Annotated in this window: 22 protein-coding genes and 1 other RNA gene; 11 read left to right on the top strand and 12 right to left on the bottom strand. The window is 63.1% G+C overall.

Going from position 1 to position 24,228, the window contains the following annotated elements; translation table 11 throughout:
• Nucleotides 1-4 precede the first annotated feature (4 nt).
• Nucleotides 5-571, bottom strand: a complete 567-nt coding sequence (locus tag LB558_RS13305) for a methyltransferase family protein (protein ID WP_224697958.1) — start codon at nucleotides 569-571, stop codon at nucleotides 5-7.
• A 197-nt stretch (nucleotides 572-768) separates the two neighbouring features.
• On the opposite strand from LB558_RS13305, the gene LB558_RS13300 reads away from it, so the two are divergent.
• On the top strand, nucleotides 769-1,386 hold the full coding sequence (locus LB558_RS13300) for an MOSC domain-containing protein (protein WP_224697957.1): 618 nt from the start codon (nucleotides 769-771) through the stop codon (nucleotides 1,384-1,386).
• A 44-nt stretch (nucleotides 1,387-1,430) separates the two neighbouring features.
• Here the strand turns inward: LB558_RS13300 and LB558_RS13295 are convergent, their stop codons facing one another.
• Together LB558_RS13295 and LB558_RS13290 are read right to left on the bottom strand one after the other, a co-directional pair.
• Entirely contained in the window at nucleotides 1,431-2,270 is an 840-nt protein-coding gene (locus tag LB558_RS13295; protein ID WP_224697956.1) for an SDR family oxidoreductase, read from the bottom strand.
• Between the two features lie 132 nt (nucleotides 2,271-2,402).
• A complete protein-coding gene (locus LB558_RS13290; protein ID WP_224697955.1) occupies nucleotides 2,403-3,365 on the bottom strand; it encodes a D-amino acid aminotransferase in 963 nt (320 codons plus the stop codon).
• A gap of 159 nt (nucleotides 3,366-3,524) precedes the next feature.
• Between LB558_RS13290 and LB558_RS13285 the strand changes: the two genes are divergently transcribed.
• A complete protein-coding gene (locus tag LB558_RS13285) occupies nucleotides 3,525-4,028 on the top strand; it encodes a hypothetical protein (protein ID WP_224697954.1) in 504 nt (167 codons plus the stop codon).
• Nucleotides 4,029-4,034: 6 nt separating this feature from the next.
• Here LB558_RS13285 and LB558_RS13280 read toward each other — a convergent pair whose 3' ends face one another.
• Both LB558_RS13280 and tsaA read right to left on the bottom strand, forming a co-directional pair.
• Nucleotides 4,035-4,349 (bottom strand): DUF2293 domain-containing protein, encoded by a 315-nt coding sequence (locus LB558_RS13280; RefSeq protein WP_224697953.1) that lies wholly within the window; start codon nucleotides 4,347-4,349, stop codon nucleotides 4,035-4,037.
• A complete protein-coding gene (tsaA, locus tag LB558_RS13275) occupies nucleotides 4,346-4,885 on the bottom strand; it encodes a tRNA (N6-threonylcarbamoyladenosine(37)-N6)-methyltransferase TrmO (protein ID WP_224697952.1) in 540 nt (179 codons plus the stop codon). Before tsaA ends, LB558_RS13280 begins: the two co-directional genes overlap by 4 nt.
• Before the next feature lie 122 nt (nucleotides 4,886-5,007).
• Here tsaA and LB558_RS13270 point away from each other — a divergent pair, with 122 nt between their 5' ends.
• Both LB558_RS13270 and metF read left to right on the top strand, forming a co-directional pair.
• Nucleotides 5,008-6,030 carry an ArsR/SmtB family transcription factor gene (locus LB558_RS13270; RefSeq protein ID WP_224697951.1) on the top strand — a complete coding sequence of 341 codons (1,023 nt, stop codon included), beginning with the start codon at nucleotides 5,008-5,010 and terminating at the stop codon, nucleotides 6,028-6,030.
• Nucleotides 6,027-6,944: a methylenetetrahydrofolate reductase [NAD(P)H] gene (gene metF / locus LB558_RS13265; RefSeq protein WP_127260326.1), complete on the top strand. Its 918-nt coding sequence runs from the start codon at nucleotides 6,027-6,029 to the stop codon at nucleotides 6,942-6,944. Before LB558_RS13270 ends, metF begins: the two co-directional genes overlap by 4 nt.
• Nucleotides 6,945-7,412: 468 nt before the next feature.
• On the opposite strand, the gene LB558_RS13260 is transcribed toward metF, so the two are convergent.
• Nucleotides 7,413-8,330 (bottom strand): DMT family transporter, encoded by a 918-nt coding sequence (locus LB558_RS13260; RefSeq protein WP_224697950.1) that lies wholly within the window; start codon nucleotides 8,328-8,330, stop codon nucleotides 7,413-7,415.
• A gap of 313 nt (nucleotides 8,331-8,643) precedes the next feature.
• Here LB558_RS13260 and LB558_RS13255 point away from each other — a divergent pair, with 313 nt between their 5' ends.
• The gene (locus LB558_RS13255) at nucleotides 8,644-9,864 is read left to right on the top strand and encodes an alanine racemase (protein ID WP_013530936.1); all 1,221 of its coding nucleotides are present in this window, start codon (nucleotides 8,644-8,646) and stop codon (nucleotides 9,862-9,864) included.
• A 102-nt stretch (nucleotides 9,865-9,966) separates the two neighbouring features.
• Here the strand turns inward: LB558_RS13255 and LB558_RS13250 are convergent, their stop codons facing one another.
• Together LB558_RS13250 and LB558_RS13245 are read right to left on the bottom strand one after the other, a co-directional pair.
• Nucleotides 9,967-11,145, bottom strand: a complete 1,179-nt coding sequence (locus LB558_RS13250) for a lytic murein transglycosylase (protein ID WP_224697949.1) — start codon at nucleotides 11,143-11,145, stop codon at nucleotides 9,967-9,969.
• Between the two features lie 127 nt (nucleotides 11,146-11,272).
• Nucleotides 11,273-12,073 carry a GH25 family lysozyme gene (locus tag LB558_RS13245; protein WP_224697948.1) on the bottom strand — a complete coding sequence of 267 codons (801 nt, stop codon included), beginning with the start codon at nucleotides 12,071-12,073 and terminating at the stop codon, nucleotides 11,273-11,275.
• A 228-nt stretch (nucleotides 12,074-12,301) separates the two neighbouring features.
• On the opposite strand from LB558_RS13245, the gene LB558_RS13240 reads away from it, so the two are divergent.
• Nucleotides 12,302-13,681 carry a serine hydrolase domain-containing protein gene (locus LB558_RS13240; RefSeq protein WP_224697947.1) on the top strand — a complete coding sequence of 460 codons (1,380 nt, stop codon included), beginning with the start codon at nucleotides 12,302-12,304 and terminating at the stop codon, nucleotides 13,679-13,681.
• Nucleotides 13,682-13,684: 3 nt separating this feature from the next.
• Here LB558_RS13240 and LB558_RS13235 read toward each other — a convergent pair whose 3' ends face one another.
• From LB558_RS13235 to LB558_RS13225, 3 genes are all read right to left on the bottom strand, one after another.
• Nucleotides 13,685-14,368 (bottom strand): class I SAM-dependent methyltransferase, encoded by a 684-nt coding sequence (locus LB558_RS13235; RefSeq protein WP_224697946.1) that lies wholly within the window; start codon nucleotides 14,366-14,368, stop codon nucleotides 13,685-13,687.
• Nucleotides 14,365-15,612 carry a DUF3419 family protein gene (locus LB558_RS13230; RefSeq protein WP_224697945.1) on the bottom strand — a complete coding sequence of 416 codons (1,248 nt, stop codon included), beginning with the start codon at nucleotides 15,610-15,612 and terminating at the stop codon, nucleotides 14,365-14,367. The genes LB558_RS13235 and LB558_RS13230 overlap by 4 nt, the downstream gene beginning before the upstream one ends.
• A gap of 83 nt (nucleotides 15,613-15,695) precedes the next feature.
• Nucleotides 15,696-19,343, bottom strand: coding sequence for a hydantoinase B/oxoprolinase family protein (locus tag LB558_RS13225; protein ID WP_224697944.1), 3,648 nt, complete (start codon nucleotides 19,341-19,343; stop codon nucleotides 15,696-15,698).
• A 194-nt stretch (nucleotides 19,344-19,537) separates the two neighbouring features.
• Here LB558_RS13225 and LB558_RS13220 point away from each other — a divergent pair, with 194 nt between their 5' ends.
• From LB558_RS13220 to rnpB, 5 genes are all read left to right on the top strand, one after another.
• Complete coding sequence (locus LB558_RS13220) at nucleotides 19,538-19,798, top strand: hypothetical protein (RefSeq protein WP_013530943.1); 261 nt, start codon at nucleotides 19,538-19,540, stop codon at nucleotides 19,796-19,798.
• A 166-nt stretch (nucleotides 19,799-19,964) separates the two neighbouring features.
• The gene (locus LB558_RS13215; protein ID WP_224697943.1) at nucleotides 19,965-20,684 is read left to right on the top strand and encodes a J domain-containing protein; all 720 of its coding nucleotides are present in this window, start codon (nucleotides 19,965-19,967) and stop codon (nucleotides 20,682-20,684) included.
• The gene (locus LB558_RS13210) at nucleotides 20,681-21,436 is read left to right on the top strand and encodes an N-acetylmuramoyl-L-alanine amidase (RefSeq protein WP_224697942.1); all 756 of its coding nucleotides are present in this window, start codon (nucleotides 20,681-20,683) and stop codon (nucleotides 21,434-21,436) included. The genes LB558_RS13215 and LB558_RS13210 overlap by 4 nt, the downstream gene beginning before the upstream one ends.
• A gap of 209 nt (nucleotides 21,437-21,645) precedes the next feature.
• Nucleotides 21,646-22,377: a lytic transglycosylase domain-containing protein gene (locus tag LB558_RS13205; RefSeq protein WP_224697941.1), complete on the top strand. Its 732-nt coding sequence runs from the start codon at nucleotides 21,646-21,648 to the stop codon at nucleotides 22,375-22,377.
• A gap of 50 nt (nucleotides 22,378-22,427) precedes the next feature.
• Nucleotides 22,428-22,837, top strand: an RNA gene (gene rnpB / locus LB558_RS13200) — RNase P RNA component class A.
• A gap of 160 nt (nucleotides 22,838-22,997) precedes the next feature.
• Here the strand turns inward: rnpB and LB558_RS13195 are convergent.
• Nucleotides 22,998-24,113: a cystathionine gamma-lyase gene (locus tag LB558_RS13195; protein WP_224697940.1), complete on the bottom strand. Its 1,116-nt coding sequence runs from the start codon at nucleotides 24,111-24,113 to the stop codon at nucleotides 22,998-23,000.
• Nucleotides 24,114-24,228 lie beyond the last annotated feature (115 nt).

Raw genomic sequence — 24,228 nt, 5'->3', positions numbered from 1 at the left:
CGCGTCAAGCTGGTGCGAACGGCACCAGCATCGGCACGCGCCTGGCATAGTTGTCATAGGCGCTGCCCAGCTCGCCGCGCAGGAAGCTTTCTTCCAGTCTTGCCTTGGTCACGATGCCGATGATGAGCAGCGCGGTTCCAGCTATGCTCCAGACGGTACCCTTGGCCGCCATGGTGGCGAGGATCGCCAGCAGCAATCCGGTGTAGATCGGATGCCGGACAAGGCCGTACGGGCCGGTGTTGACGACACGGTGCCCGGCCTTGGCGGTGATGGTGCCCGACCACAGCCTGCCGAGATGCAGGCGCGCCCACCAGGCAAAGGCGATGCCGATGGCGATCAGGGCGACACAGATCCAGGCTTCGGCGAGATCAGGCATCCACAGGCTGAGCCGGCCTTCATAGCCGTGCGCCGGAATGAACAACAGCACCGCGCCGGCCAGCCAGAGCCCCCGATAGCGGGCCTCGGCCCTCAATCCGGCGCGCTTCTGGGCAGGGTCGGACCACAGGGCGGCGACGGCCCAGGTTCCTGCCCAGATCAACCAAAGCAACGTGATTGCCGTCACAGGCCGCATGATCAGCCTCCACAAACCGTCTGGACGTCACTATGAAACCGGCACCGCGCGGCGGCAATGCGGTGCGAGATCGATGACAGGTAAGAAACGCGTGATCGCCATCCCATCGGTGCTGTTGATCGGACGATCAGCACTTTCGACTGGACGCCGCGAAGCCCGCCCGGCTAACTCGTCGAATGACGATTAGAAAGAACGCCATGCTGGGTCTCTTCCCCGAGGCTGAAAGGCCGGTTGAAATCATCCCCGCGCAAAAGCTTGCCGCCAAGGCGGCAGCGCTTTACGTGGCGCCAGCGGATCATTTTCAGACGCGCCCTGTGGATGAATTGCGGCTGGGTTTCGACGGCATTTCGGGCGATTTCCATGCCGGTCCGACGCGGCGTTCCGGCGGGCGCGAGCCCTGGTATCCGCGCGGCACCGAAATGCGCAACGAACGGCAATTGTCCATAGTGGCGGCGGACGAGCTGGCGGTTGTCGCCGAACGGATGGGCCTCACCGAGATCAAGCCGGAATGGATCGGCGCCAATCTTGTGATCGAAAGGGTGCCGAACCTCTCCATGCTGCCGGCCGGTACGCTGCTGTTCTTCAAGAGCGGGGTGACCATCAAGGTCGACGCGCAGAACGGCCCGTGCCGCATCGCTGGCCGGTCGATCGCCGAAAACGCCGAAATGGCTGATATCGAAGCTGGCGCGCTGTTATTCCCGAAGGTGGCAAAACGGCTGCGCGGCGTTGTCGCCTGGGTCGAGAAACCGGGAACGGTCAAGGCCGGCGAGGAGATCTCGGTGCGCGTGCCGGAGCAGTGGATCTATCAAGCCTGAGGGCTACGCCGCCCATGGAGCGGCGTAGCAAAAAGCGCTGGGCCTCAGCCCTTGCGGTTCTTCCTGGCGCCTTGCGCCATGATGGAGATGTCGTCCCACTTCTCCCAGGTGGCAATGCGGTTGGCGTATTCCTGCTTGATCATCGGCAGGCCGCCGTCGCCGAAGAACACCCGGAGCGGCGGCTCGGCCGCGTCGACAATGGCCAGCATGGCCGGCCCGGTGGCCTCAGGATCGCCGGCGACCGAATTGGCGCGGCGCTCGGCCATCTTGGCACGAGCGGGCGCATAGGCCTCGATCGGTTCGGACACCTTTGCAGACGCGCCGGCCCAGTCGGTGGAGAAGCCGCCGGGTTCGACCAGCGTCACATGGATGCCGAATTCCGCGACCTCGATGCTGAGCGACTGGCTGAAGGCCTCCAGCGCCCATTTCGAGGCGTGGTAGAGGCCGAGCGAGGCAAAGGCATTGACGCCGCCGATCGACGAGATCTGGATGATGTGGCCGGAACGCTGCGCCCGCATGATCGGCAGCGCGGCCTGGGTGACCCATAGGGCCCCGAACACATTGGTTTCGATCTGATCGCGGGCTTCCTGTTCGCTGACCTCCTCGATGGCGCCGAAATGGCCGTAGCCTGCATTGTTGATAACGACGTCGAGCTGGCCAAAGCGCTTGTGCGCCTCGGCGACAGCGGCATCGACGGCTTTCTTGTCGGTGACGTCGAGCTTTATCGCGGCAATCCTGTCGCCGTATTTCTCGACGAGATCGGCGAGCGTGCCGGCATCGCGGGCGGTCGCCGCGACGCTGTCGCCGCGCGCGAGTGCGGCCTCGGCCCAGACGCGGCCAAAGCCCTTCGACGATCCGGTGATGAACCAAACCTTGTTTGTCATGATCTTGGAGTCCTTGCCCCTGCGGGCGTGATTTTGGGTGAAAGCGGAGGCTTCTCCGCTTCCGGGCATATACGGTCGGTCCTCTGATTTTCCAGAGGCGACGGGAATCTTTTGAAAAAGACGCCTGAATTATCAGGGATAATTCACCTGAGACGACCAGGCCGGGTCATCGTGCTTTTGCCAGTAGCGCGCCATCAGCCGGCTGGTGGTCGGTCCCACCTTGCCGTTGGCGATCGCCGCGCCGTCGATCTCCGTCACCGGCATGATGCCGCCTGCGGTCGAGGTGATGAAAACCTCGTCTGCCTCGCGCAATGCCGCGACACTGACATCGGTGGCGGTGGCGGCAAGACCTTCTTCGGCGCACAGGTCAAAGACAGTGCGGCGGGTGATGCCGGGCAGCACACCGATGGAAGGCGTCGATAGTTTGCCATCCCTGACGCAGAAGACGTTGAAGCCCGGGCCTTCGGCGACATTGCCGTTGAAGTCGAGAATGAGCGCTGTCTCGGCGCCGCGGTCATAAGCATCGTAGAGGCCGCGCACCAGATCGAGCCAGTGGTAGTTCTTGATCGTCGGGTCGATCGAGGCCGGCGGAATGCGTACCTTGTCGCTGATGGCGACGCGCAGGCCGCGCTGCAACTGCTCGGCATTGGCGACAGAGCCGAACGGCACGGCGAATGCCATGAAGCGGTTGACCGCCTGGCGCGGGTCGCGGCTGAAGGTAGGCGAGGCGCCGCGCGTGCACAGCATTTCGACATAGGCGGCGCGATGACCCGACAGCGCCACGCAATTGTGCAGGATTTGGTTTACGCCTTTGCGGTCGAAAGGGATCGTCATGCGCAGCTTTTCCAGCCCGTCGAAGAAGCGGTCGAGATGCACATCGAGGCGGAAGAAGCGGCCATTCCAGACATGCACGGTGTCGTAGGTTGCGTCGGAATGCAGAAAACCCCAGTCCAGCACCGAGATCTTGGCCTGCGACATCGGCAGGTATTGGCCATCGAGGAAAGCGACCCCCTCGGGATAGGAGTGCGGGTCGACATGACGGTCGTCGACCATGGGCAGTTGCTTCCCGTCCTGTATCGTCGCCGTGTGGCTCATCGAGGCCTCCTGTCGCGCAAGGCGAGATCAGCAGGCTATCGGCGCAGGGCAGAAGGCATAGAGCCACCCGCCCGGTGCTGTTCGGCCTCGATGACGATCTCGCCGATACATTGGATCGGAATTGCCTTAGATTGCGCGCTCTGAACGGGAGGGGGGAAGATGGGCAGGCTTGGGGCCGTCATAGCAGCCATGACGATGTTCGCTGCTGCGAGCGAAGCCAGCGCCGAGTGCGCGCGCGAAGGCGAGGAATTGTGCCAGGGCGGGCAGACCTATCGCTGCGAGAAAACCGGCAGCGAACTGACACCGATCTTCCAGAACCTGCCTTGTGCGGTGAGCGTGCCGTCGCTGAGCGGCACTTGGCTCGGCAATGGCCACCAGAGTCCGGCTGGCGATGCCGGCGCCGACTGGGCGATCGCCATGACCATCCACGATGGCAGCGCGTCGATCGACTATCCGTCACTCGGCTGCGGCGGATCGCTGTCACAGACCTCCAGGGACGACATTTCGGCGGAATACCACGAGAGCATCACTTACGGTCAGGACAAGTGCATCGACGGCGGCAACATCACCGTCAGGTTATTCAAGGGAAATCTGTCCTGGACCTGGGTCGGCCAGGCCGATGGCCAGCCCTACAATGCGGTCGCAGTGCTAAAGCGGAAGTAGCCGTGGTCATTCCTCCTCGTCGTCCGCGTCGAGCAGGCGGGTTGCGCGCCAGCGGGTGAGCACGATGTTGGTCGGCTCGATGACGAAGAAACGCGCCGAGTCGCGGTCGTAACCTTCGGCCAGCAGTTTTTCGTAATCGGTGTGCATGTGGCGGATATGGGCAATCGTCGCCAGCCATACGGCGATGCCCGGCGGCAACGTCTTCATGTGAACCGCGCCGGCGTCGGTGCGGATCTTCTCCATGTCGGCATAGGGCGCCAGCGGCAGCAGTGCCGTCAGTGCCTTGGCGATGGCGCGGCGGCGGCCGGTCGGCGCCGTCATTGCCCGATCCGATCGGGCTCGCCGCGCCCTTCGATGGTCGCCTCGGCAATAGCGTCGGTCGAGGCGAAATAAGGCTTGATGTCGATGACCGGCGTGCCGTCGAGCACGTCGATGGCGTCGAGATCGATGCGGCCGGTGTTCTGGTCGAGCCCGACGAGCCTGGCCACATGCAGCCCGATCGGGTTGGGGCGGGCAGGGGAGCGCAGCGAAAATACGCCTTTCGCTTCAGCCGCATGGCGCGGTTTCTGCACAATCAGGTCCCGCGGCGCATGATGCAGCCAGGAGAGGATGATGACGTGGCTGGTGCGCCCCAGCCCCCGCAGGCCATTTCGGTAGGGCGCGTCGATGGTCAGCACCGCCTTCTGCCCGGTCTCGCGCGCGGCGCGCATGTTCTTCGGGCAGGTTTCCCGTGTCGTCCACGGCGAGGCAATGCGGCCGATGAAGACGATGCCGCCATCAGGCGGCATCAAGGCCGGATCGTTTTCAAGCCTCTGCTCGCCTTCGCGCTCTTCGAACATCTCACGCGTTTCAGTCATGGCCCACGTCTCTTAAACCGCCACACAAGCGGCGTTTTCTTGTCCGGAAGCGACATAGCGCTTGCAACGTCTCGAAAACCCACATAAACATATGTTTATATCTTTTCAAAGAGAATACGCTGATGCATGTCTCGCTCGACACTATGGTGGATACGTTAAAGGCGGCGGCCGAATCCAGCCGATTGCGCATACTGGCACTTCTGTCGCGCGGTGACCTCACCGTTTCCGATCTTACCGAAATTCTCGGCCAGTCGCAGCCGCGCGTTTCGCGGCACCTGAAGCTGCTTCTGGAGGCAGGGCTGATCGGCCGCTACCAGGAAGGGTCCTGGGCCTTCTTCCGTCTGTCGGATGCGGATTCCGCGCGTGACTTCGTCATGGGGCTGGTTTCCGGCATTCGCGGCGCCGATCCGCAGGTCGAGCGCGATCTTGAGCGTCTGGCCTCGGTCAAGCGCAAGCGGCAGGACCGGGCGGTCGAGTATTTTTCCGTGAATGCGGCAAGCTGGGACCATATCCGCTCGCTGCATGTGCCGGACCGCGCCGTCGAAGCCGCGATGCTGAAACTGGTCGGCAAGCGGCCGTTCCAGTCGATGCTCGATCTCGGCACCGGCACCGGGCGTCTGCTCGAAATCTTCTCGCCGCTCTATCGGCGCGGTGTCGGCATCGACATGTCTCGCGAGATGCTGACCGTGGCGCGCGCCAATCTCGACAAGGCTGGGGTTTCGAACGCGCAGGTGCGGCAGGGCGACATCTTCGCGCCGCCGGTGGAGCGCGATGCCTTCGATCTCGTCACCATTCATCAGGTGCTGCACTATCTCGACGATCCCGCCCGCGCCATCCACGAGGCGGCGCGGCTTTTGCGTCCGGCGGGACGCCTGGTCATCGTCGATTTCGCGCCGCATGCGCTGGAATTCCTGCGCGAGGAGCACGCGCATGTGCGGCTCGGCTTTTCGGACCGGCAGATCGCCGACTGGTTTGCGGAAGCCGGCCTCGATCTCGAGGATGCGCAGGAGTTCGAGCCGCGCGGCGGCAATGAGGCGAGGCTCACCGTAAAACTCTGGCTTGGCCGCGACCGGCGCCTGCTGATCGCCGATCCATCCAACGACACAAGGCAGGCCAAAGCGAACTCGATAGGGGAAATCGCATGAACCAGTTCCGCTTTTCCCGCCGCCCCGATATCGGCGACAAGGTCAGGGTTTCCTTCGAATTCTTCCCGCCGAAGACCGACGAGATGGAAGCGAGGCTGTGGGAGACGGTGACAAGGCTGGAGCCGTTGAAGCCGAAATTCGTCTCGGTGACCTACGGCGCCGGCGGCTCGACACGGGAGCGCACCGCACGCACTGTAAAGCGCATCCTGACGGAAACCGGTATTCCTGCAGCGGCGCATCTGACCTGTGTCGGTGCAACGCGCGACGAGGTCGACGCGGTCATCCAGGATTACAAGTCGATCGGCATCAACCGGTTCGTGGCGCTGCGCGGCGACCCGGCCTCCGGCGTCGGCGAGCCCTATCGGCCGCATCCCGGTGGCTACGAGAATGGTGCCGAACTGGTCGCCGGGCTCAAGGCAATCGCGGATTTCGACATCTCCGTCGCGGCTTATCCGGAAAAGCATCCGCAAAGCCCCGATTTCGCCACCGACATCGAGATGCTGAAACGCAAGGTCGACAATGGCGCGACGCGCGCCATCACCCAGTTCTTCTTCGACAACGATCTCTACGAGCGCTATGTCGAGCGCGTCCGCCGCGCCGGCATCTACATCCCCATCGTGCCGGGTATCCAGCCGGTTCACAGTTTCAGGCAGGTCGCGAACTTTTCGGCGAGGGCGGGCGCGCACGTGCCCGGCTGGCTGGCGGAGCGCTTCGAAGGCCTCGACCAGGACCCGCAGACGCATGCGCTGGTGGCGTCGGCGGTGGCGGCCGAACAGGTGATGGACCTGGTCGAGCGCGGTGTCGGCGATTTCCACTTCTACACCATGAACCGCGCCGATCTGGTCTTTGCCATCTGTCATATGATCGGCATCCGCTCGCACGAGGCGGCGGCCGCCGGATCAGCCGCGGCCTGAGAGTGGATTGAACAACAAAAGGCCGGGAAAACCCGGCCTTTTGAATTGGTTGGACTATTTGGGTGCTGTCTTCCCCGCTTGGCGGTCAGGGAAGGAAGCCCATAATAAGGGCTCCGATAAAGGCGAATGCAGCACAGATCATCAATGCGTTGATAGGCCTCGTAAGTCCCATGACATAGCCTCCTCTTAAAGAGCTATGTCATGGAGTCTAGGTTCATTTGTGCCACAGGCAAGCGGAAAATGTGCTGCATTGCGACGTGATTGTGAAATCCGCGACATGTCTTTTGCCGTTAGGCTTTGAAATTCCTGGGCAAAAACCCGCTTCAGACCTGTGAATAAAATGTGGCCGACTCGTGTCGCTGCCGTGTCATGGCAGCGCTACCGCTGCGAAAGTCGAATCGACTTTCGCAGCGGGGGGCAACTAGGTGGTTAGACCATCCTTTGCGCGTCCAGTGGACGCGCGGTGCTCTAACGTCGGCCGAACAGCCGCCCGTCGATGGTGACGAGGCCGAGCGCGATCAGCACCACGCCGCCGATTTCGAACAGTTCCAGCCGCTCGCCAAGGAACAGGAAGCCGAGCAGCATGGCGCTGGCCGGCACTACAAGCGTGACCAGCGAGGCGTTAGTCGCGCCGGCCGAGGCGACGAGGTTGAAATAGAGGATGTAGGCGAAGGCCGTGGACAGAAGCGCCAGCGCCAGCACCGCCGCCCAGACCGGCGGCGAGGCAGAGAACAGGCCGGACGGACCGTAGGTGAAGAGCACGATCGGGATCATGATGATGGTCGATGCCGTCAATTGTCCGGTGGCGACGACCGGTGAGGGCACGCCTCTGAAGCGGCGGGCGACCATCAGCGCAATACCATAGGACAGCGAAGCGCCGATCAGCGCGAATTTGGCCCAGACCGGGCCGCCGAGCCCGGCAAGCAGGCCGGGGCCGATCATGACGGCCGTACCGGCGATGCCGAGCGCAATGCCGGCGAGCTTGTTCCAGGAGAGCTTTTCGTCCGATGTCAGCGCATTGGCGAGGATCAGCGTCCAGAACGGCGTCGTCGCGTTGAGCACCGAGGCGACGCCGGCGCCAAGCTCCGTCTGGCCGGCGAAGATCAGCGAGAAGGGCACGACATTGTTGGTGAGCGCCAGCAGGAAGAACAGGCCTGCCTGCGGAAGCGCGAGGCGGAAGGACGGACCGCGCAGGCCGAGATAGATCTGCAGCGCAATCGCGGCGATGGCGACGCGAAACAGCACCAGCACCAGCGGGGGAAGTTCCGCCACCGCGATGCGGGCAAAGAAGAACGAGCCGCCCCAGATCGCGCCGAGCAGCAGGAGTTGCCCCCAATCCTTGAGTACCATCGGGCCGCGCGGTGCTGATGTCGCGGCTATTGCCATGTGAGTCGCCCTCCCAGACGGCCTGAATGCCAGTCAATCAGGCAGAAGCCATATCGGACTCGGTGACAAGGGCCACCCGAAACCTGATCGCTGGCAAACGTTGCCGGCAAAGACCTAGCGCCGCTGCGTCAGCCGCACGAGACACAGAATTGTTTTCATTGCAGCGCCGCGCGTCTCTAGAGACGCGCAAAGGACGCTGCAAAGACTCATATTTGGCGCATGATCCTTTCCGAAAGTCGAAATCGACTTTCGGGGTCATGCGCTAGCCGCTAGCTTGGATTAACTGAGCGCAGGCTAGGTTAAGGATTCGTCGATGCAGCGATTCGAAAATGCCCGCGAGGCGGCACTGGCGCTGCGTCCGGACGATCCGGTCTATTGCTTCCGCCCGCAAGTGCTGATGGCGGATGCCAGGCAATTCATGGGCATGTTCCCCGGCAAGACCGCCTATGCGGTCAAGACCAATGGCGAGCAGATCGTGCTGAAGACCCTGGTCGAAGCCGGCGTCAAGGCTTTCGACGTCGCTTCGCCGGGCGAGTTCGCCGCCGTGCGCGCCGTCTCTCCCGATGCCGAGATGCTCTACATGCATCCGGTCAAGGCGCAGTCGGACATCAAGCTGGCGCTGGAGAAATACGCCATCCGCGTTATTTCGCTGGATCATGAGGACGAGATCACCAAGTTGACACGAGTGGTGCGGGCTCTCGACATCGATCCGGGCTCGATCAGCGTGTTCGTGCGGGTGCAGACCAAAGGGCATGCCGCTTACGAGCTGTCGAAGAAGTTCGGCGCCGGGCCGGCCTATGCCGTCGAACTGGCCGAGCGGCTGAACCGCACCGGCTACAAGGTTGGCCTGTGCTTCCACGTCGGCAGCCAGATCGAGGATCCCGACACCTACGAGCGGGCGCTGGCTTCCGCCGATTGGGTGCGCAACCGGCTGACCTTCGATATTGCCGGGCTCGACGTCGGCGGCGGTTTCCCCGCCGAATACGGCCACGACCCCAATCGCAAGCAGATCGAGATGCCGTCGCTCGGCCAGATCATGTCGCGGCTGTCGGGCGACCTGAAGGAGTATCAGTTCGACCAGATGCCGCTGGTGGCGGAGCCGGGCAGGGTGATCGTGGCGCGCTGCCTGTCGCTGATCGTGCGAGTGCTGCTGCGCAAGGGCAAGCGGCTCTATATCAACGACGGCATCTGGGCGTCGCTGTCGGATTCATGGACCGGCAAGATCACGCTGCCGGCGCGCTTCATTCCCGATCCGGCGATCCGCTCGCGCAATGGCGAGGAGAAGAACATCGTGCCGTTCAAGGTCTGCGGCGCGACCTGCGATTCCGTCGACATCCTGTCGCGGCCATTCTGGCTGCCGGAAACGGTCGATACCGGCGACTGGATCGAGATCGGCCATATCGGCGCCTATTCGCTGTCGCTGCGGACCCGCTTCAACGGGTTTTACCCCGACACCTTCGTCGAGGTGACGACGCCGTTCGACGAGGGCGACGCGCCACAGGGGTTTGCCAGTTTGGAGACGATGGCGGATTAGCGAATAGGAAATAGCCAATAGGGAAGATTTGCTGAGACAACAGCAAGGAAGGATTACCGTCTATTCGCTATTCGCTATTCGCTATTCGCTATTCGCTATTCGCTAAAGCTTAGCCAAAAGCTCCGGCGTCGGCCAGCCATCGACCGGCAGGCCAAGGCGCATCTGCTCCTTGCGGATCGCCTCGCGGGTGTTGGTACCCAAAATGCCGTCGACAGTGCCGACATCGTATCCCCTGGCTTCCAGCTTGGTCTGCAGCGCCTTCATCTGCTCGTTGTTGAGACCGGTCTCGGGATTGCGCGGGTCCAGCGGCGGCGCGCCTGCCAGTCGTGCGGCAAGGTTGGCTGCCGTCAGCGCATAGGTGAAGGACTGGTTCCATTCGAGATAGACGTCGAAATTGTCGTAGGTGAGAAAGGCTGGTCCCCTGCGGCCCATGGGCAGCGCCAGGCCTGCTTTCAGGCCGTTGTCGACCAGCGGCGCGCCGCTGGGGTAGGTAACGCCCCATTGCGCCCACTGTGACAGCGGCAGCTTGTTGGTGCGACCGGTCTGGTCCCACGGCATGTCTTCGGGCACGCGGACTTCCTGGATCCAGGGCTGGTCGCGTTTCCAGCCGCGCGACAGCACCTTGTTGGCGGTGGTCATGATCACATCGGGCACGCTGCCGCGCAGGTCGATCTTGCCGTCGCCGTCGCCGTCGACGCCGCGTGCCAGATAGTCGGAGGGCAGGATCTGCGTCTGGCCGATCTCGCCGGCCCAGGCGCCCCTGACATCGGCCGGCAGCACGCCGCGATCGATCAACTCCAGAAGTGGTACCAGCTGTTGCCGGAAGAGCTGCGGCCGGCGGCAATCATGCGACAGCGTCACCAAGGCGCTCAGCGTGTGGAAGTCGCCCTGCACGGCGCCGAAATCGGTCTCCAGCGCCCAGAAGGCGGCGATGATCGGCGCCTGGACGCCGAACTGCTGGTCGGCGCGGGCGAAGACGTCGGCGTATTTCTTCAGGTTTGCCGCGCCTTGCTTCAGGCGATAGGCCGAGATCATGCGGTTGGAGAATTCGACGAAGGTCTGGGTGAAAACGCCCTGGGCGCGGTCGCGCGCCAGCACCTTGTCGTCGATGGTCGCGGCCTCCAGCGCGTCAAGGCCAGCGGGGCCGACACCAGCGGCCTTGGCCTCGGCAGCCACGCCCTGTTTCCAGGCTTCGAAGTCGCCGCCGCATTCCTGCGCCATCGCCGGCAAGGCCGTGGCGCACAAGAACAGCGCCGCGAGGGCTTGAGAACGCAGTCGCATCAGCTTCCTTTCGACATTCAGAGTTCCAGGGCGTCCTTACGCGTCCATCGGGGCGCAGGGCTCTGGAATACCGGCGGTTGCAGACTTTACCGCTGGCTGTGTCGAAAAGCAGGCGGCAGGCCTGGTGTCAACGGGTGTTCTGCCGCAGCCATTTGTTCCAGGCGGCTTCGCTGCCGTTGAAGACGTTGATGTCGGACTTGCCGGTCATGCCGGGAACGATGCCGGTTCCGGTGTACTGCCAGAAGGTGAAGGGGTGGCTGCCGTATTTCTCACGCGGATGGCCGGCGACGGAACGCAGCCAGTAGGGATAGCCGCGGAACCCCGACAGTTCGTTGTCGTCGAAGAAGTCGACCGAAGTGTAGATGATCGGCTTCTTGCCGTAGTGCCGCTCGACGATTTCAAGGAAGGTGGTCATCTCCGCGCGTACCGTGGCAGCGTCGGGACGCAGCCTGCAGGTCGGCGATTTCGGGTTCCATTCCATGTCGAGGACTGGTGGCATCGCCGAGCGGTCGACGGGGACGTTGCGGATGAACCAGCGCGCCTGCACGGCAGCCGGGGTGCAGAAATAGTAGAAATGATAGGCGGCACGCGGAATTCCGTTGGCCTTCGTGCGCGCCCAATGCTCGTTGAAGTATTCATCGAAGCGATCGCCGCCCTCGGTTGCCTTGATGAAGGCGAAGGAGATGCCGCTGGCCTTGGCCGCCGGCCAGTCGACCGAGGTCTGGTATTTGGAGACATCGGTGCCGTGGACGGCATAGTTCCATGGCGCGCCGCTCTCCCATTCATGCGGCTTGGAATCGGCAAAGCGCGGCGCGCGCACGGCAACCGTCGGGCTGCTCGAAGTGGACGGCGACAGCGGCGAGAGATCGTCCACGGTCGAGCAACCGCCAAGCAGCGCTAGCATAATGAGGCCCGCAAGACGGCGCATCGCAATTCCCGAGCCGGATTCAGCCGGTCGCTGATGGGTCTATACACTGATGGCCGGTTTTGTGATCGGGCCCCTCCGAGCGATCGCCCCACAGCATCGCTCAGCATATCCTGTGATCGCCGATCATGGTTGATAATCCGTTGATGGCGCTCGACAAGCATTGTGATTTGCGGAAGCAATGGCGGCAAATCGATGACATAAGGGTCGCGCAGAGCCCGGAGGAAATAAATGCGGATCGTGGTCAAGATCGTCAAATGGCTGCTTGGCCTGATCGTTCTGGCGATCGCAGCACTTTTCGCCTGGCTTTATATCGCGCCGCCGGAATTGATCCGCGTCGGCTCGGGCTACTCGGCCAAGATCGTCTGCTCGAACGTCTTCATTGCCGGCCGCGATCCCAATGAGGTGCTCGCCGTCGACGTGCAGGCACCCGGGCATCCCCTGCTGCGGCTGATGCGGGTTTCGGTGGACAAGAACAGGGGAACGGTGTCCGCCGGCCTGTTTGGTTTCCTGGGCAAGAGCGTTGCCGTCGCCCGCGACGGGCTTGGCTGCGCTTCGGTTCCGGACGGCGATGTCGGCAAGGCACGGCGCACGACAATCCAGGCCGAGCCATCGGCGGCCATTAAAGGCGATTTGTGGCCGGAGGGCGAGCGGGTCGAGGCTTCACAGGATCCGGTGATTGCCAAGCTGCTGGACGATGCGGCGCTGACCGGCACGGGCATGCGCGCGGTGGTGGTGGTCAAGAATGGCCGCATCGTCGCCGAGCGCTATGGCGACGGCTTTTCCGCCAGGACGCCGCTGCTCGGCTGGTCGATGACCAAGACGGTGAACGCCGCCATCGTCGGTACGTTGGTCAAGGACGGCAAGATGGCTTTCGACGACAAAAGCCTGTTTGCGCCGTGGAAGGCGGATGGCCGCGCCGCGATCAGCCTTGCCGATATGATGGCGATGTCGAGCGGGCTGGAGTTCAACGAGGATTATGGCGACGTCGCCGACGTCACGCGCATGCTCTATCTCGAGCCAGACATGGCGGACTTTGCCGAATCCAAGCCGCTGGCTGCAGAGGTGGGCAAGGTGTTTTCCTATTCGAGCGGCACGGCGGTGATGCTGTCGCGCCTCTGGCAAGATGCGATCGGCGACAAGGCCAAGGCGCTGACGTGGCCTCGCACCGCCCTGTTCGATCCGCTTGGCATGCATAGCGCGGTGCTCGAGACCGACGAGCAGGGGACCTTCGTCGGCTCGTCCTATCTCTACGCAACCGCGCATGACTGGGCGCGCTTCGGCCAGTTCCTGTTGCAGGGTGGGGTATGGAACGACAACCAGATCCTGCCAACCGGTTTCGTCGACTGGATGCGCGAGCCGGCATCCGCCTCGAAGGTCTACGGCAAAGGTCAGTTGTGGATCGAGGCCCCGGGCGATGAGGAAAACCCCGGCGCCGGCGTCGCGGCAGGCCTGCCCAAGGACACGTGCTGGATGGAAGGTCATGACGGACAGACGGTCGCCATCATCCCCTCGGAGCAGTTGGTGGTGGTGCGGCTGGGGCTGACGCCTGCCAAGCTCGGCTACCGGCCGCAGACGATGGTGGGGGCGCTGGTGAAGGCGCTGCACTAGTTTCTATTGACGCGGCCCGATCACCGCCAGCCAGGCATAGCCGCGATAAAGCGTTCGGAAACGGAAGCTTGCGCCGGTTCGGCGAGATTCCGATTCCAGAACTTCGCGCAATGATTCACGCGGCGCGACGTGGAATTTTTTGAGCCAGCCGCGCAGCAACGCGCGGAACCAGCCCGGCAGGCCTTCCTGCTGGCCGAAATCGACGATGTGCAGCGAACCATTCGGTGAGAGCGCGGCAAGGGCCGCCGCCACGGTCTCTTCCCAGCCGGGGATCATCGACAGCGAGTAGGACACGAAGACACGATCGAAGCGTTCGGCACCAAAGAGTGCCTTCGCATCAAAGTCGGTGGCGTCACCCCTAGCCAACAGGACGCGGCCGGACAGGCCTTCGCGTGCAATCGCGGCGCCGGCCGTCTCCAGCATTTCAGCTGAGATGTCGAGGCCGAAGTAACGCGCGTCGGGATAGCGACGCGCGGCCAGGATCACGTTGCGGCCGGTGCCGCAGCCAAGTTCCAGCACGGTGCCGCCGGCCGGGACGTCGAGCCCGTCGATCAGTCGGTCGCGGCCGAGAAGGTAGTATTTGCGGGTCAGGTCGTAGATGTGGCGCTGCCAGCGGTAGACGCCGTCCATCAGGTCAGCATGGCTGGCCTTGAATTCGGGGCTGGCCGGCAGCTCTGTCGTGCTCATGCCGCACGCTTTACATAGAGGTGGAAGCCGCCATAGATGGCCGAGCGGTCGCGGGCCGAAAATTCCCGCGAAGCCTCGTCCTGATAGTCCCACTGGTCGAGGAGCGAGCTAGAGACGCGACCCGGTAACAGGCTGGGCTCGGCGGCGGTGCGGAAGATGACGCGGGCGCCGGCCGAAGCCGTACGGGTGATTTCCGCCCACAGCGCGTTGAGCTGATCGTCAGTCATCCAGTCCTGCGCATCGAGCAGGATGAAGCGGTCGACGGAGCCGGCATCCTTGCCGGCGAGGAATTCGATCAGATTGGCATGGTGGATGGCAACGCGATCGATGTTGCCGCGGATGGTCCCGTAATTCTGTTTTTCGAGATAGGCGGGGAGGGCGGCCTCGCCTGGGTTCGGATAGCGCCGGGCAAAGGCCTGCCAGGCGAAGTAGTTGTTCTGCAGCGGAAAATCGCAAGCGAGTTTTTCCAGCCGGGCTTTCAGCACGCTGGCCATGGTGCCGTCGCCAGAAGTGATCAGCGAATCGTACTGCGCCGGCGGGATACCGAGGCCGAACAGCGAAGCCTTGCGCGACGTCGCCCATCTCAAAAGCTTCTTGTCGAAGACTGGCGCCAACTCTTCGTTGAAGAAGCGGCGCTGCTCGCCGATGTTCTTGGCCTGCATGATGCCGGCAGGGTCGACGCCGAAGAACTTTGCCGTGCGATGGCCCATGGCGATGAACAGGCCAAGCAGGCCGGTCTGGTAGAAATTGCGGTCGAAAACGGCGATGCGCCTGCTGCCGCGCCAGTTGCGGCGCTCCCAGTAGTGACGGCTGACAGGATCGAGATTCGGCGCGATGAAACAGTCATACGCTTTCGAATTGTGGATGGTGTCGGCGGCGCCGAAGAAGCGGAACAGGTCGCCCTGCGATGGCAAATGGCGCACCGCCTCCAGCTTCATGCGGTTCAGCGCGATGTGCGCGGTGTTGAGGTCGACGGCATCGACCCGGGCCGGCGAGCGGGTGAGGTAGGCCAGGATGTTGCAGCCGCCGGAGGCGATGGTGACGACGCGGTGGCCTTGGCCAAGCTGCATCGCCTCCATGTCGACATCGGGGTCTTCCCAGATCTGCGGATAGACGAGGCCGGAAAACAGGAAGGCGAACAGCCGCTCCGAAATGCCGGCCTTCGACAGCGGCCGGTTCTGGTAGACGGCCTTTCCAACTTCCTTGCCGCGGCGAAAAACCAGATCTGCGGAAACGTCCGTCATGGCAAGATGATTCCCATTTGCTTTGCCGCAAGCGGGTAACTCAGGGTCATGACAGGCCGGTGACAGCCTGTTGACGCCTCTTCTTACGGTTTGCCAAATCCCCCCGGCGTCGGCGTTGTCAGGACGACGGCGTCGCCCGCCTGAAGCATGGTCTGGTCGCAGGCCTTCAGCACGTCGATCGTGCCGTCCTTGCGGCGGATTTTGGTCGAACCGACCTCGCCATCGCTACCGCCATCCAGCCCTTGCGGCGGGCGGTTGCGGTGCGAGGACAGGATCGCGCATTCCATCTTTTCGAGGAAGCGGATGGTGCGCCTGGTGCCGTCGCCGGCGCTCCATCTGCCCTTGCCGCCTGAGTTCTCCCGAATGTGGAAATCTTCGAGCAGAACGGGAAAGCGCAGCTCCAGCACTTCCGGGTCGGTGAGGCGCGAATTGGTCATGTGGGTGTGGACGCCGGAGGTGCCGGCAAAGCCGCGGCCCGAGTTCATCCGGCCGGCCGGCGAGCCGGAGCAGATCGTCTCGTAATATTGGTATGTCTTGTTGCCGAAGGTCAGGTTGTTCATCGTGCCTTGCGCGTTGGCCATGGCGCCCATGGCGCCGAACAGCGCGTTGGTGACGTGCTGCGAGGTCTCGACGTTGCCGGCAACCACGGCAGCGGGGTAGGCGGGTTTCAGCATCGAGCCGTCGGGAATGATGATGTTGATGGGCCGCAGGCACCCGGCATTCATCGGGATCATGTCCTCGACCATGACGCGGAAGACATAGAGCACGGCGGCGCGAGCGACGGGTTCCGGCGCGTTGAAATTGTTCTTCATGACCGGCGAGGTGCCGGTGAAGTCGACGGTCGCCTCGCGCTTATTTCGATCGACCGTGATCTTCACCTTGATGACCTGGCCGGTGTCGGTCGGGTATTCGTACTCAGAACTATCCGGCAGCCGCTCCAGCACGCGGCGGACGCTTTCGGCCGCATTGTCCTGGACATGGCCCATATAGGCCTCGACGACATCGAGGCCGAAATGCGTGACCATCTTGCGCAGTTCCGCGACGCCCTTCTCGTTGGCAGCGATCTGCGCCTTGAGGTCGGCGATGTTCTGGTGCGGGTTGCGCGCCGGATAGCGGTGGTCGGTGAGCAGCGTTTCCAACTCCTTCTCGCGGAATTTTCCGCGATCGACGATGCGGAAATTGTCGAACAGCACACCTTCCTCGTCGACCGTGGTGGCAAGCGGCGTCATCGAGCCGGGTGCCGTGCCGCCGATATCGGCATGATGGCCGCGCGAGGCTGCCCAGAAGAGGATTTCGTGTTGGGCGTCGTCGAACACCGGCGTCACGACAGTGATGTCGGGCAGATGCGTGCCGCCATTGTAGGGTGCGTTGAGGGCAAAGACGTCGCCGGGATGGATGTCGCCGGAGTTCAACCGGATGATGGTTTCGACCGAACGGTCCATAGAACCCAGATGCACCGGCATGTGCGGCGCATTGGCGACCAGCGCGCCATGGCGGTCGAAGACGGCGCAGGAGAAATCCAGCCGTTCCTTGATGTTGACCGAATAGGCGGTGTTCTGCAGCGTGACGCCCATCTGCTCGGCGATCGACATGAAGAGGTTGTTGAAGACCTCCAGCATGACCGGATCGGCCTCGGTGCCGAGCGCTGCCTGCCGGCGCTTTTTCTCGACACGGCGCAGGAGCCCGTGGTTCCTGGCGGTGATTTCGGCCTGCCAGCCCGGCTCGACGACGATTGTCTGGTTCGACTCGATAATCAAGGCAGGTCCCGCAACCCTGTTTCCCGGCTTCAGCGCCTCGCGGCGGAAGATGGGTGAAGTACGCCACTCTCCCTCGGTGAAGATTTCGCGGGTTTGCGAAGGGCTTACGGCAAGGTCCTCGGTTTGCGATTCACTTTCGTCGCGGCCGGTGCCGCCGGTGTCGGTGCCTTCGACGCCGACGGTCTCGACGATCATCGGCTTGTCGTCATAGACGAAACCGAACTGCGCCTTGTGGGCGATTTCAAAATCGCGCCTGGCCTGGAAAATCGAATCCGTCTCGAAATTCACAGGCAGTGTCGTGTCGGTGCCGTCATAGCGAATGTGCAGCACCGGCTTCGTGGCGACCGTATCTTCGCCGATGCCTTGCGCCGCGAGCTCGGCGATGACGGCTTCTCTCAAGCTGGCAATGAGGTTGCCGATCTCCGTTCTGGACTCTTCGGCAAGCGGCTTGAGCAGCGCCTGCTGTCGCGAGGCAAAGACCGAGGACAGGCCAATGCCATAGGCCGACAGCAGACCTGAGAAGGGATGGATCAGCACCGCTTCCATGCCGAGCGCATCGGCGACCAGGCAAGCGTGCTGGCCGCCGGCGCCGCCAAAACAGTTCAGGAGATATTCGGTGACGTCGTAGCCGCGCTGCACGGAGATCTTCTTGATGGCGTTGGCCATGTTCTCCACGGCGATGGTGACGAACCCTTCGGCGACAGTCTCGGGCGACCGGCCATCGCCGATTTCGGCGGCGAGTGCGGAGAATTTTTCGCGCACTGTGTCGACGTCGAGCGTCTGGTCCTGGCCGGGCCCAAAAATCGCCGGAAAGAAATCGGGCTGCAGCTTGCCCAGCATCACATTGGCGTCGGTGACGGCGAGCGGGCCGCCGCGCCGGTAGGCTGCCGGGCCGGGATTGGCGCCAGCCGAATCCGGTCCGGCACGGAAGCGGCCGGCCTCGTAGTGCAGGATCGAACCGCCGCCGGCGGCAACGGTGTGGATGCGCATCATCGGCGCGCGGATGCGTACGCCGGCGACCTCGGTGTCGAAGGCGCGTTCGTATTCGCCGTCATAGTGGGCGACGTCGGTGGAGGTACCGCCCATGTCGAAGCCGATGACCTTGTCGAAGCCGGCGAGCCTGGCTGTCTCGACCATGCCGACGACGCCACCGGCCGGTCCTGACAGCAATGCGTCCTTGCCCTGGAACATGTCGGCGGCGGTGAGGCCGCCCGACGACATCATGAACATGAGATGAGGCTGGTGCGGCCCCTCGGCGGCACTGCTGGCGCTTCCAACAATCCCCAACTCTCCCGCAACCCTTTGCACATATCTCGACAGGATCGGCGACAGATAGGCGTCGACCACCGTGGTGTCGCCGCGGCCGACCAGCTTGATCAGCGGCGAGACCTCATGGGAGACCGAGACTTGGCTGAAACCAAGCTTCCGGCAGACTTTCGCCACGGCCTTCTCGTGGTCGGGGTATTTCCAGGCGTGCATGAAGACGATGGCGACCGCATCAATGCCATCGGCCCTGGCCTGTTCGATCGCCGCCCGGCAGGCGGCGATGTCGAGCAATTGTTCGACGCAGCCATCGGCGCGCACGCGCTCGTTGATTTCGATGACGCGCTCGTAGAGCTGTTCGGGAAGGATGATCTCCTTGGCGAAGATGTCCGGGCGCGCCTGGTAGGCGATCTTCAGCGCATCGCGAAAGCCCCTGGTGATGAGCAAAAGCACGCGGTCGCCCTTGCGCTCCAGCAGCGCATTGGTGGCGACCGTGGTGCCCATCTTGATGTCGCCGATCAGGCCGCTCGGGATCGTGTCGCCGGCCGACAAGCCAAGAAGGTCGCGAATGCCCTGGATGGCGGCATCGCTATAGGCTTCGGGATTTTCGGAGAGAAGCTTGCGCGGGTGCAGCCCGCCTTCCGGATCTCGGCCGATGATATCGGTGAATGTGCCGCCGCGGTCGATCCAGAAATCCCATTTTTCGGTCATGACAGCCCCTGGCGCTCTTCTGTTCATCGGTGGTTCGGCACATGCTGTTAGTTCGCCACGGCCTGAGCGGCAATCGCAAATGGACCAGACGATGTTACATGCGGAAACGCAACGTTACGAAACTCATGGTCGTCTGGCGCATTTGTCCTTCGACCGCTCACGGCAACGTGAGCGTGTGTTGAAGGAGAGACAAAATGAAAAAGCTCATTCTCGCGTCCGTTTCCGGTTTGGCCCTGCTTGGCGTTGCCGCCTGCAGTGACAGCGGTACGGACAATACCACCACCCAGAGCACCAATCCGCCGGCCGCCGAGGAACCGATGAAGCCGGCTACCCCGGAAGCCACGCCGCCGGCCGCGACGCCTCCGGCAACGGATAATTCGACCACGAAGAGCATCACACCCGAGAAGCCTGCCGAGCCGGCTCCGGCAACACCAGCTCCTGCGCCCGCGCAGTAGTGAGCAAGCAGTACTTCGTGTGATGTATGAGGAAGGCCGGCTCGCGCCGGCCTTTCTCATATTGTCCGGGCCCGTGGCTAACCCCTCTTGCGCGTCGGATGTCGCGCAAAGCCTGCGGCACTGTCCCGGCTTGATAGGAGGGGGCGGTGGCTCTAAGAAGCAGGCCATGTCGATTTGGGATCGCCTCGGCGAATTCGTCACCCGCGTTTCATCCTCAACCTCGTCGGGTGTCGCCGACGTGGTCGAGGCTGTGCGCACGGTTTTCTCCGGCGATGCGGATTTGCGCCGGCGTGTCGCCTTTTCGGTGGCGATGATCGCGCTGTCGGCCAAGATGGCCAAGGCCGATGGCATCGTCACCCAGGACGAGGTGCGCGCCTTCCAGGAAATATTCGAAGTGCCGCCGAAGGAGACGCGCAATGTGGCGCGGCTGTTCGATCTCGCCCAGCGCGACGTGGCCGGTTTCGAGACCTATGCCGAGCGGATGGCGCAGATGTGCGGTTCGGGGCATTCCAATTGCGTGATGCTGGAAGACATACTCGACGGTCTGTTCCACATCGCCAAGGCCGACGGCCTGGTGCATGAGCACGAAGGGCTCTTCCTGCACCGCATCGCCGAGATTTTCCGCATCGACGAAGCGCATTACGAGGCCATCATGGCGCGGCACGTCAATCTCGGCGCCGGGGATCCCTATGTCGTGCTTGGCATCGAGCGCGGCAAGCCGTTCGAAGAGGTCAAAAAACGCTATCGCAAGCTGGTTTCCGACAATCATCCGGACCGGCTGATCGCGCGCGGCCTGCCTCAGGAATTCATCAAGATCGCGACGACCAGGGTGGCGGCGATCAACGCCGCCTACGAGATGATCGAGCGGGGCCTGCGCCACGCATGAGCGGCTTTCTGCCCGACGAGCCACGTGCCGAAGTCAGGGTATCGCCGAATTTCGGCCTGCGGCGAGAGACGCCCGGGCCTGACATGATCGTGCTGCACTACACCGGTATGGCGACCGGCGCCGGGGCCGAGGCTTGGCTTTGTGATCCGGCCAGCGAGGTCTCGTCGCATTATCTGGTGCACGAGAATGGCCATGTCGTGCAGATGGTCAGGGAAAGCGACCGCGCCTGGCATGCCGGCAAGAGTTCGTGGTTCGGACGCGCCGACATCAATTCCTGTTCCGTCGGCATCGAGATCGTCAATCCGGGACATTCTCTGGGCTATCCCGGGTTTCCCCGGCGGCAGATCGATGCGGTGATCGGGCTGTGCAGGGGGATTGCCGGTCGGCATTCGATCGCCGCCGAGCGTGTGCTGGCGCATTCCGACGTGGCGCCGGGGCGCAAGATCGATCCCGGCGAGAAGTTTCCGTGGCGGACGCTGTTCGAGGCCGGTGTCGGCCACCTCGTGGCGGCCGCACCCGTCAGGCGAGGCGCCACTCTGACAACCGGCGACACCGGCGGCGATGTCGAAGCGTTGCAGTCGATGCTTGCCCTCTACGGCTATGGCGTTGAAATATCCGGCATTTTCGATCGGCAGACGGAGGCGGTGGTCGAAGCCTTCCAACGACATTTCCGGCCGCGCAAGGTGGACGGCGTTGCCGATGGCTCGACGCTGCGGACGCTGCAAAGGCTGCTTGCTTCCGTGAGGCGCTAAGCTCCGGGAGGCCCCTCCCAAGCAATTCTTTCCGATCCTTAAGTTACAAGCTGTCACTCAAAGTGACTTGCCTGGCCTTGTTTGACACCAATTCGGGCGTCAAACGGCTGCCGTGTAGATGTCGGACCCCAAGCCCCCCGGGTTGTTCCGACGTTGGTTAGGCGTTGCTGCGTGAACATCTTCGCGCGGTTCAGACAGAACAGGATCACATGCAGAAATTTACCGTTTTAACGGCAGCTCTTGCTGCCGGCGTAATGAGTTTTGCCTTCAGTGCGGCGCATGCAGCGTCATTCAGCCCGCGGGCCGATCAAGGGTTTCCCGTGGTATCCGCAAAAAGCGGCAAGGCAGGCCACGACGCCAAGGCAACAAAACGGGCTTCCGCCAAAGCGGAGACGAAGCGGGCTTCCGCCAAAGCGGAAAAGGCAAGCTGGTCAAAAGCGAAGAAGTCCACCGCCAAAAGGCAGACGAAGCGCGGCCGCAAGACCGTCGACATGACGGCAACGGCGTCGATCGGAGTCCGGAACGCGGCGGCATCGACGGCGGCGGTGGCCAGCAGTGGTCAGTATTCCGCTCTCGTTGCACGCTATGCGGCGATCGAAGGCGTGCCGGTGTCGCTCGCCACTGCGGTTATCAAGATCGAAAGCAACTATCGGCCCAACATCGTCGGCAGCGCCGGCGAGATCGGCCTGATGCAGATCAAGCCGGCCACGGCTCGGATGATGGGCTATAGCGGCTCCGCCAAAGGCCTGTTCGATCCCGACACCAACATCAAATACGGCATGAAATACCTTGCCATGGCACGGAGCCTCGGTGGCGGCACGACCTGCGGCACGATTCTGAAATACAATGCCGGCCACGCCGCAACGCGGATGAACCCCGTCTCGGCAGCCTATTGCGGCAAGGTCAAGGTGCAGATGGCTGCGCTGGGATCGCCCGCATAAGTCTGCTTTTTCGTTTGCGTTTTTGGGCGTGAACCCCTTTATACGCTCTGCCAGCTGGCTGGGCGGCCGCACCCGCAAACGCCGAAAGGTCGTGGGTGAGGAAAGTCCGGGCTCCATGGAAACACGGTGCCGGTTAATGGCCGGCGGGGGCGACCCCAGGGAAAGTGCCACAGAAAGCAAACCGCCACGATCCGGCTTGCCGGATTCGGGGTAAGGGTGAAAGGGTGGGGTAAGAGCCCACCGCGCGACTGGCAACAGGAGCGGCACGGTAAACCCCACCGGGAGCAAGACCGAATAGGGACGGTGCGAGGGGAAACCCTCGAGGGCTGTTTCCGGCTCACCGTCCGGGTAGGTTGCGTGAGGCGCATGGCAACATGCGCCCAAGATGAATGGCCGCCACGTTCTCGCACCGCAAGGGGCGAGGGCCATACAAAACCCGGCTTATAGGCCAGCTGGCAATTCTCTCCATGTTATCGAAGAGAACTCTTTGAGATCAGCAGGTTGCGCCCTCGGGCGCGCCTGCTGATTCAAGGTCTCTTGTTGCCTGGTCAATTCACCATCCGTGTGCTGCAAGGCAAGCGCAAGATCGAAGCCGATGACCTGAACCGGTACCGATCCGCTCACCCGCCGATCTTGTCCAGCGACGTCTCGATCGCCTTCCAGAGCTCGTCCACCGGTTCGCAGCCAACCGAGAGGCGAACGAAGCCGGCGGAAACCGCATCGCCCCGCTTCAAACGCCGCTCGGCGGAGGTGTGGACACCGCCGAAGGATGTCGCGGCCTGCATCAGTTCGCAATTGTTGATGAAATCCTCGGCCTTGTCCTCCGAGGCGAGCTCGAAAGAAATGAGGAAACCGAAGCGCTCCATCTGGGCGCGGGCAAGGTTGTGAGACGGATCGCCTTCCAGTCCGGGATAACGCAGGCCGCTGATTGCCCTGTGGCCCTGCAGCCGCCGCGCGATGACCTCCGCCGAGGAACACATGCGGTCGAAGCGCACATCCAGTGTTTCGAGGCCGCGATGCACCAGCCAGGCCTCGAATGGCCCGGGAATGCTGCCGGAAACCTCGCGCCAGCCGGTCACGGCGGCGATGATATCGGCGTTGCGGCTGGCCACATGGCCGAACAGCACGTCGGAGTGGCCATTGGGTGCCTTGGTGTCGGCGGCAACGACGACATCGGCGCCATGGTCGAGCGGCCGCTGGCCGAAGGGCGTCATGGTCGTGTTGTCGACGACAAGGATCGCGCCGGCCTTGTGAACAGCATCGGCAACGGCGGCGATATCGCAGATATCCAGCCCCGGATTGGCAGGGGTTTCGACAAAGGCGAGGCGATAGCCATCGAAGCCGCCATCGAGGAAGGTCGAGGTCGGCCTGACGTCGTAGGTGATGCCGAGCGGCTTGAGGAAGCGTTCGGCCAGCGCTCTTGTCGTGTGGTAGCCGTCCGAAGGCAGCAGGATACGGTCGCCGGCTTTGAGCACGGCAAAAAACGCCGCCGAGATTGCCGCCATTCCGGAAGGGAAGGCGACGCAGGGCGCGTCCTCCAGATGGGCCAGCATATGTTCAACCGCATCCCAGGTCGGGTTGCTGAAGCGGCCGTACTGGTTGAAGCCGGTAGCGTCGCCGGGCGCGTGAAAAATGGCGGCCATGGTCAGGGGCAGCGGGATGGAATCGCCCATTGCAAGCCGGCTGCGACGCAGATGAGGAAGTGCTGCCGCGCGTGACTTTGCTGTTTCAGACATCGAATTTCCAACCCTGTTTGCGACCGACGAGATTTGGCGAGACGCTATGCCCGGCAGCGGCTCGCGGCAAGGCGCGTCCGGTTGGGCCAGACGGCTCTAAACGCTTCGTTAGGCT

The organism is Mesorhizobium sp. CO1-1-8 (genome assembly GCF_020164875.1).
Classification (GTDB): Bacteria; Pseudomonadota; Alphaproteobacteria; order Rhizobiales; family Rhizobiaceae; genus Mesorhizobium.
The sequence above is the reverse complement of the archived record's forward strand: the minus strand, read 5'-3'. Positions and strand labels throughout refer to the sequence as shown.

Bases quoted from the DNA above. Each gene is read 5' to 3' on its own strand.
- LB558_RS13225 (WP_224697944.1), bottom strand. From the start codon at position 19,343: ATGACCGAAAAATGGGATTTCTGGATCGACCGCGGCGGCACATTCACC.
- LB558_RS13280 (WP_224697953.1), bottom strand. From the start codon at position 4,349: ATGACGGCGCCGACCGGCCGCCGCCGCGCCATCGCCAAGGCACTGACG.
- LB558_RS13230 (WP_224697945.1), bottom strand. From the start codon at position 15,612: ATGACGGACGTTTCCGCAGATCTGGTTTTTCGCCGCGGCAAGGAAGTT.
- LB558_RS13305 (WP_224697958.1), bottom strand. From the start codon at position 571: ATGCGGCCTGTGACGGCAATCACGTTGCTTTGGTTGATCTGGGCAGGA.
- LB558_RS13210 (WP_224697942.1), top strand. From the start codon at position 20,681: ATGAGCGGCTTTCTGCCCGACGAGCCACGTGCCGAAGTCAGGGTATCG.
- LB558_RS13250 (WP_224697949.1), bottom strand. From the start codon at position 11,145: ATGCGACTGCGTTCTCAAGCCCTCGCGGCGCTGTTCTTGTGCGCCACG.
- LB558_RS13285 (WP_224697954.1), top strand. From the start codon at position 3,525: ATGGGCAGGCTTGGGGCCGTCATAGCAGCCATGACGATGTTCGCTGCT.
- LB558_RS13195 (WP_224697940.1), bottom strand. From the start codon at position 24,113: ATGTCTGAAACAGCAAAGTCACGCGCGGCAGCACTTCCTCATCTGCGT.
- LB558_RS13235 (WP_224697946.1), bottom strand. From the start codon at position 14,368: ATGAGCACGACAGAGCTGCCGGCCAGCCCCGAATTCAAGGCCAGCCAT.
- LB558_RS13255 (WP_013530936.1), top strand. From the start codon at position 8,644: ATGCAGCGATTCGAAAATGCCCGCGAGGCGGCACTGGCGCTGCGTCCG.
- tsaA (WP_224697952.1), bottom strand. From the start codon at position 4,885: ATGACTGAAACGCGTGAGATGTTCGAAGAGCGCGAAGGCGAGCAGAGG.
- LB558_RS13215 (WP_224697943.1), top strand. From the start codon at position 19,965: ATGTCGATTTGGGATCGCCTCGGCGAATTCGTCACCCGCGTTTCATCC.
- LB558_RS13300 (WP_224697957.1), top strand. From the start codon at position 769: ATGCTGGGTCTCTTCCCCGAGGCTGAAAGGCCGGTTGAAATCATCCCC.
- LB558_RS13240 (WP_224697947.1), top strand. From the start codon at position 12,302: ATGCGGATCGTGGTCAAGATCGTCAAATGGCTGCTTGGCCTGATCGTT.
- LB558_RS13205 (WP_224697941.1), top strand. From the start codon at position 21,646: ATGCAGAAATTTACCGTTTTAACGGCAGCTCTTGCTGCCGGCGTAATG.
- LB558_RS13270 (WP_224697951.1), top strand. From the start codon at position 5,008: ATGCATGTCTCGCTCGACACTATGGTGGATACGTTAAAGGCGGCGGCC.
- LB558_RS13260 (WP_224697950.1), bottom strand. From the start codon at position 8,330: ATGGCAATAGCCGCGACATCAGCACCGCGCGGCCCGATGGTACTCAAG.
- metF (WP_127260326.1), top strand. From the start codon at position 6,027: ATGAACCAGTTCCGCTTTTCCCGCCGCCCCGATATCGGCGACAAGGTC.
- LB558_RS13220 (WP_013530943.1), top strand. From the start codon at position 19,538: ATGAAAAAGCTCATTCTCGCGTCCGTTTCCGGTTTGGCCCTGCTTGGC.
- LB558_RS13295 (WP_224697956.1), bottom strand. From the start codon at position 2,270: ATGACAAACAAGGTTTGGTTCATCACCGGATCGTCGAAGGGCTTTGGC.
- LB558_RS13290 (WP_224697955.1), bottom strand. From the start codon at position 3,365: ATGAGCCACACGGCGACGATACAGGACGGGAAGCAACTGCCCATGGTC.
- LB558_RS13245 (WP_224697948.1), bottom strand. From the start codon at position 12,073: ATGCGCCGTCTTGCGGGCCTCATTATGCTAGCGCTGCTTGGCGGTTGC.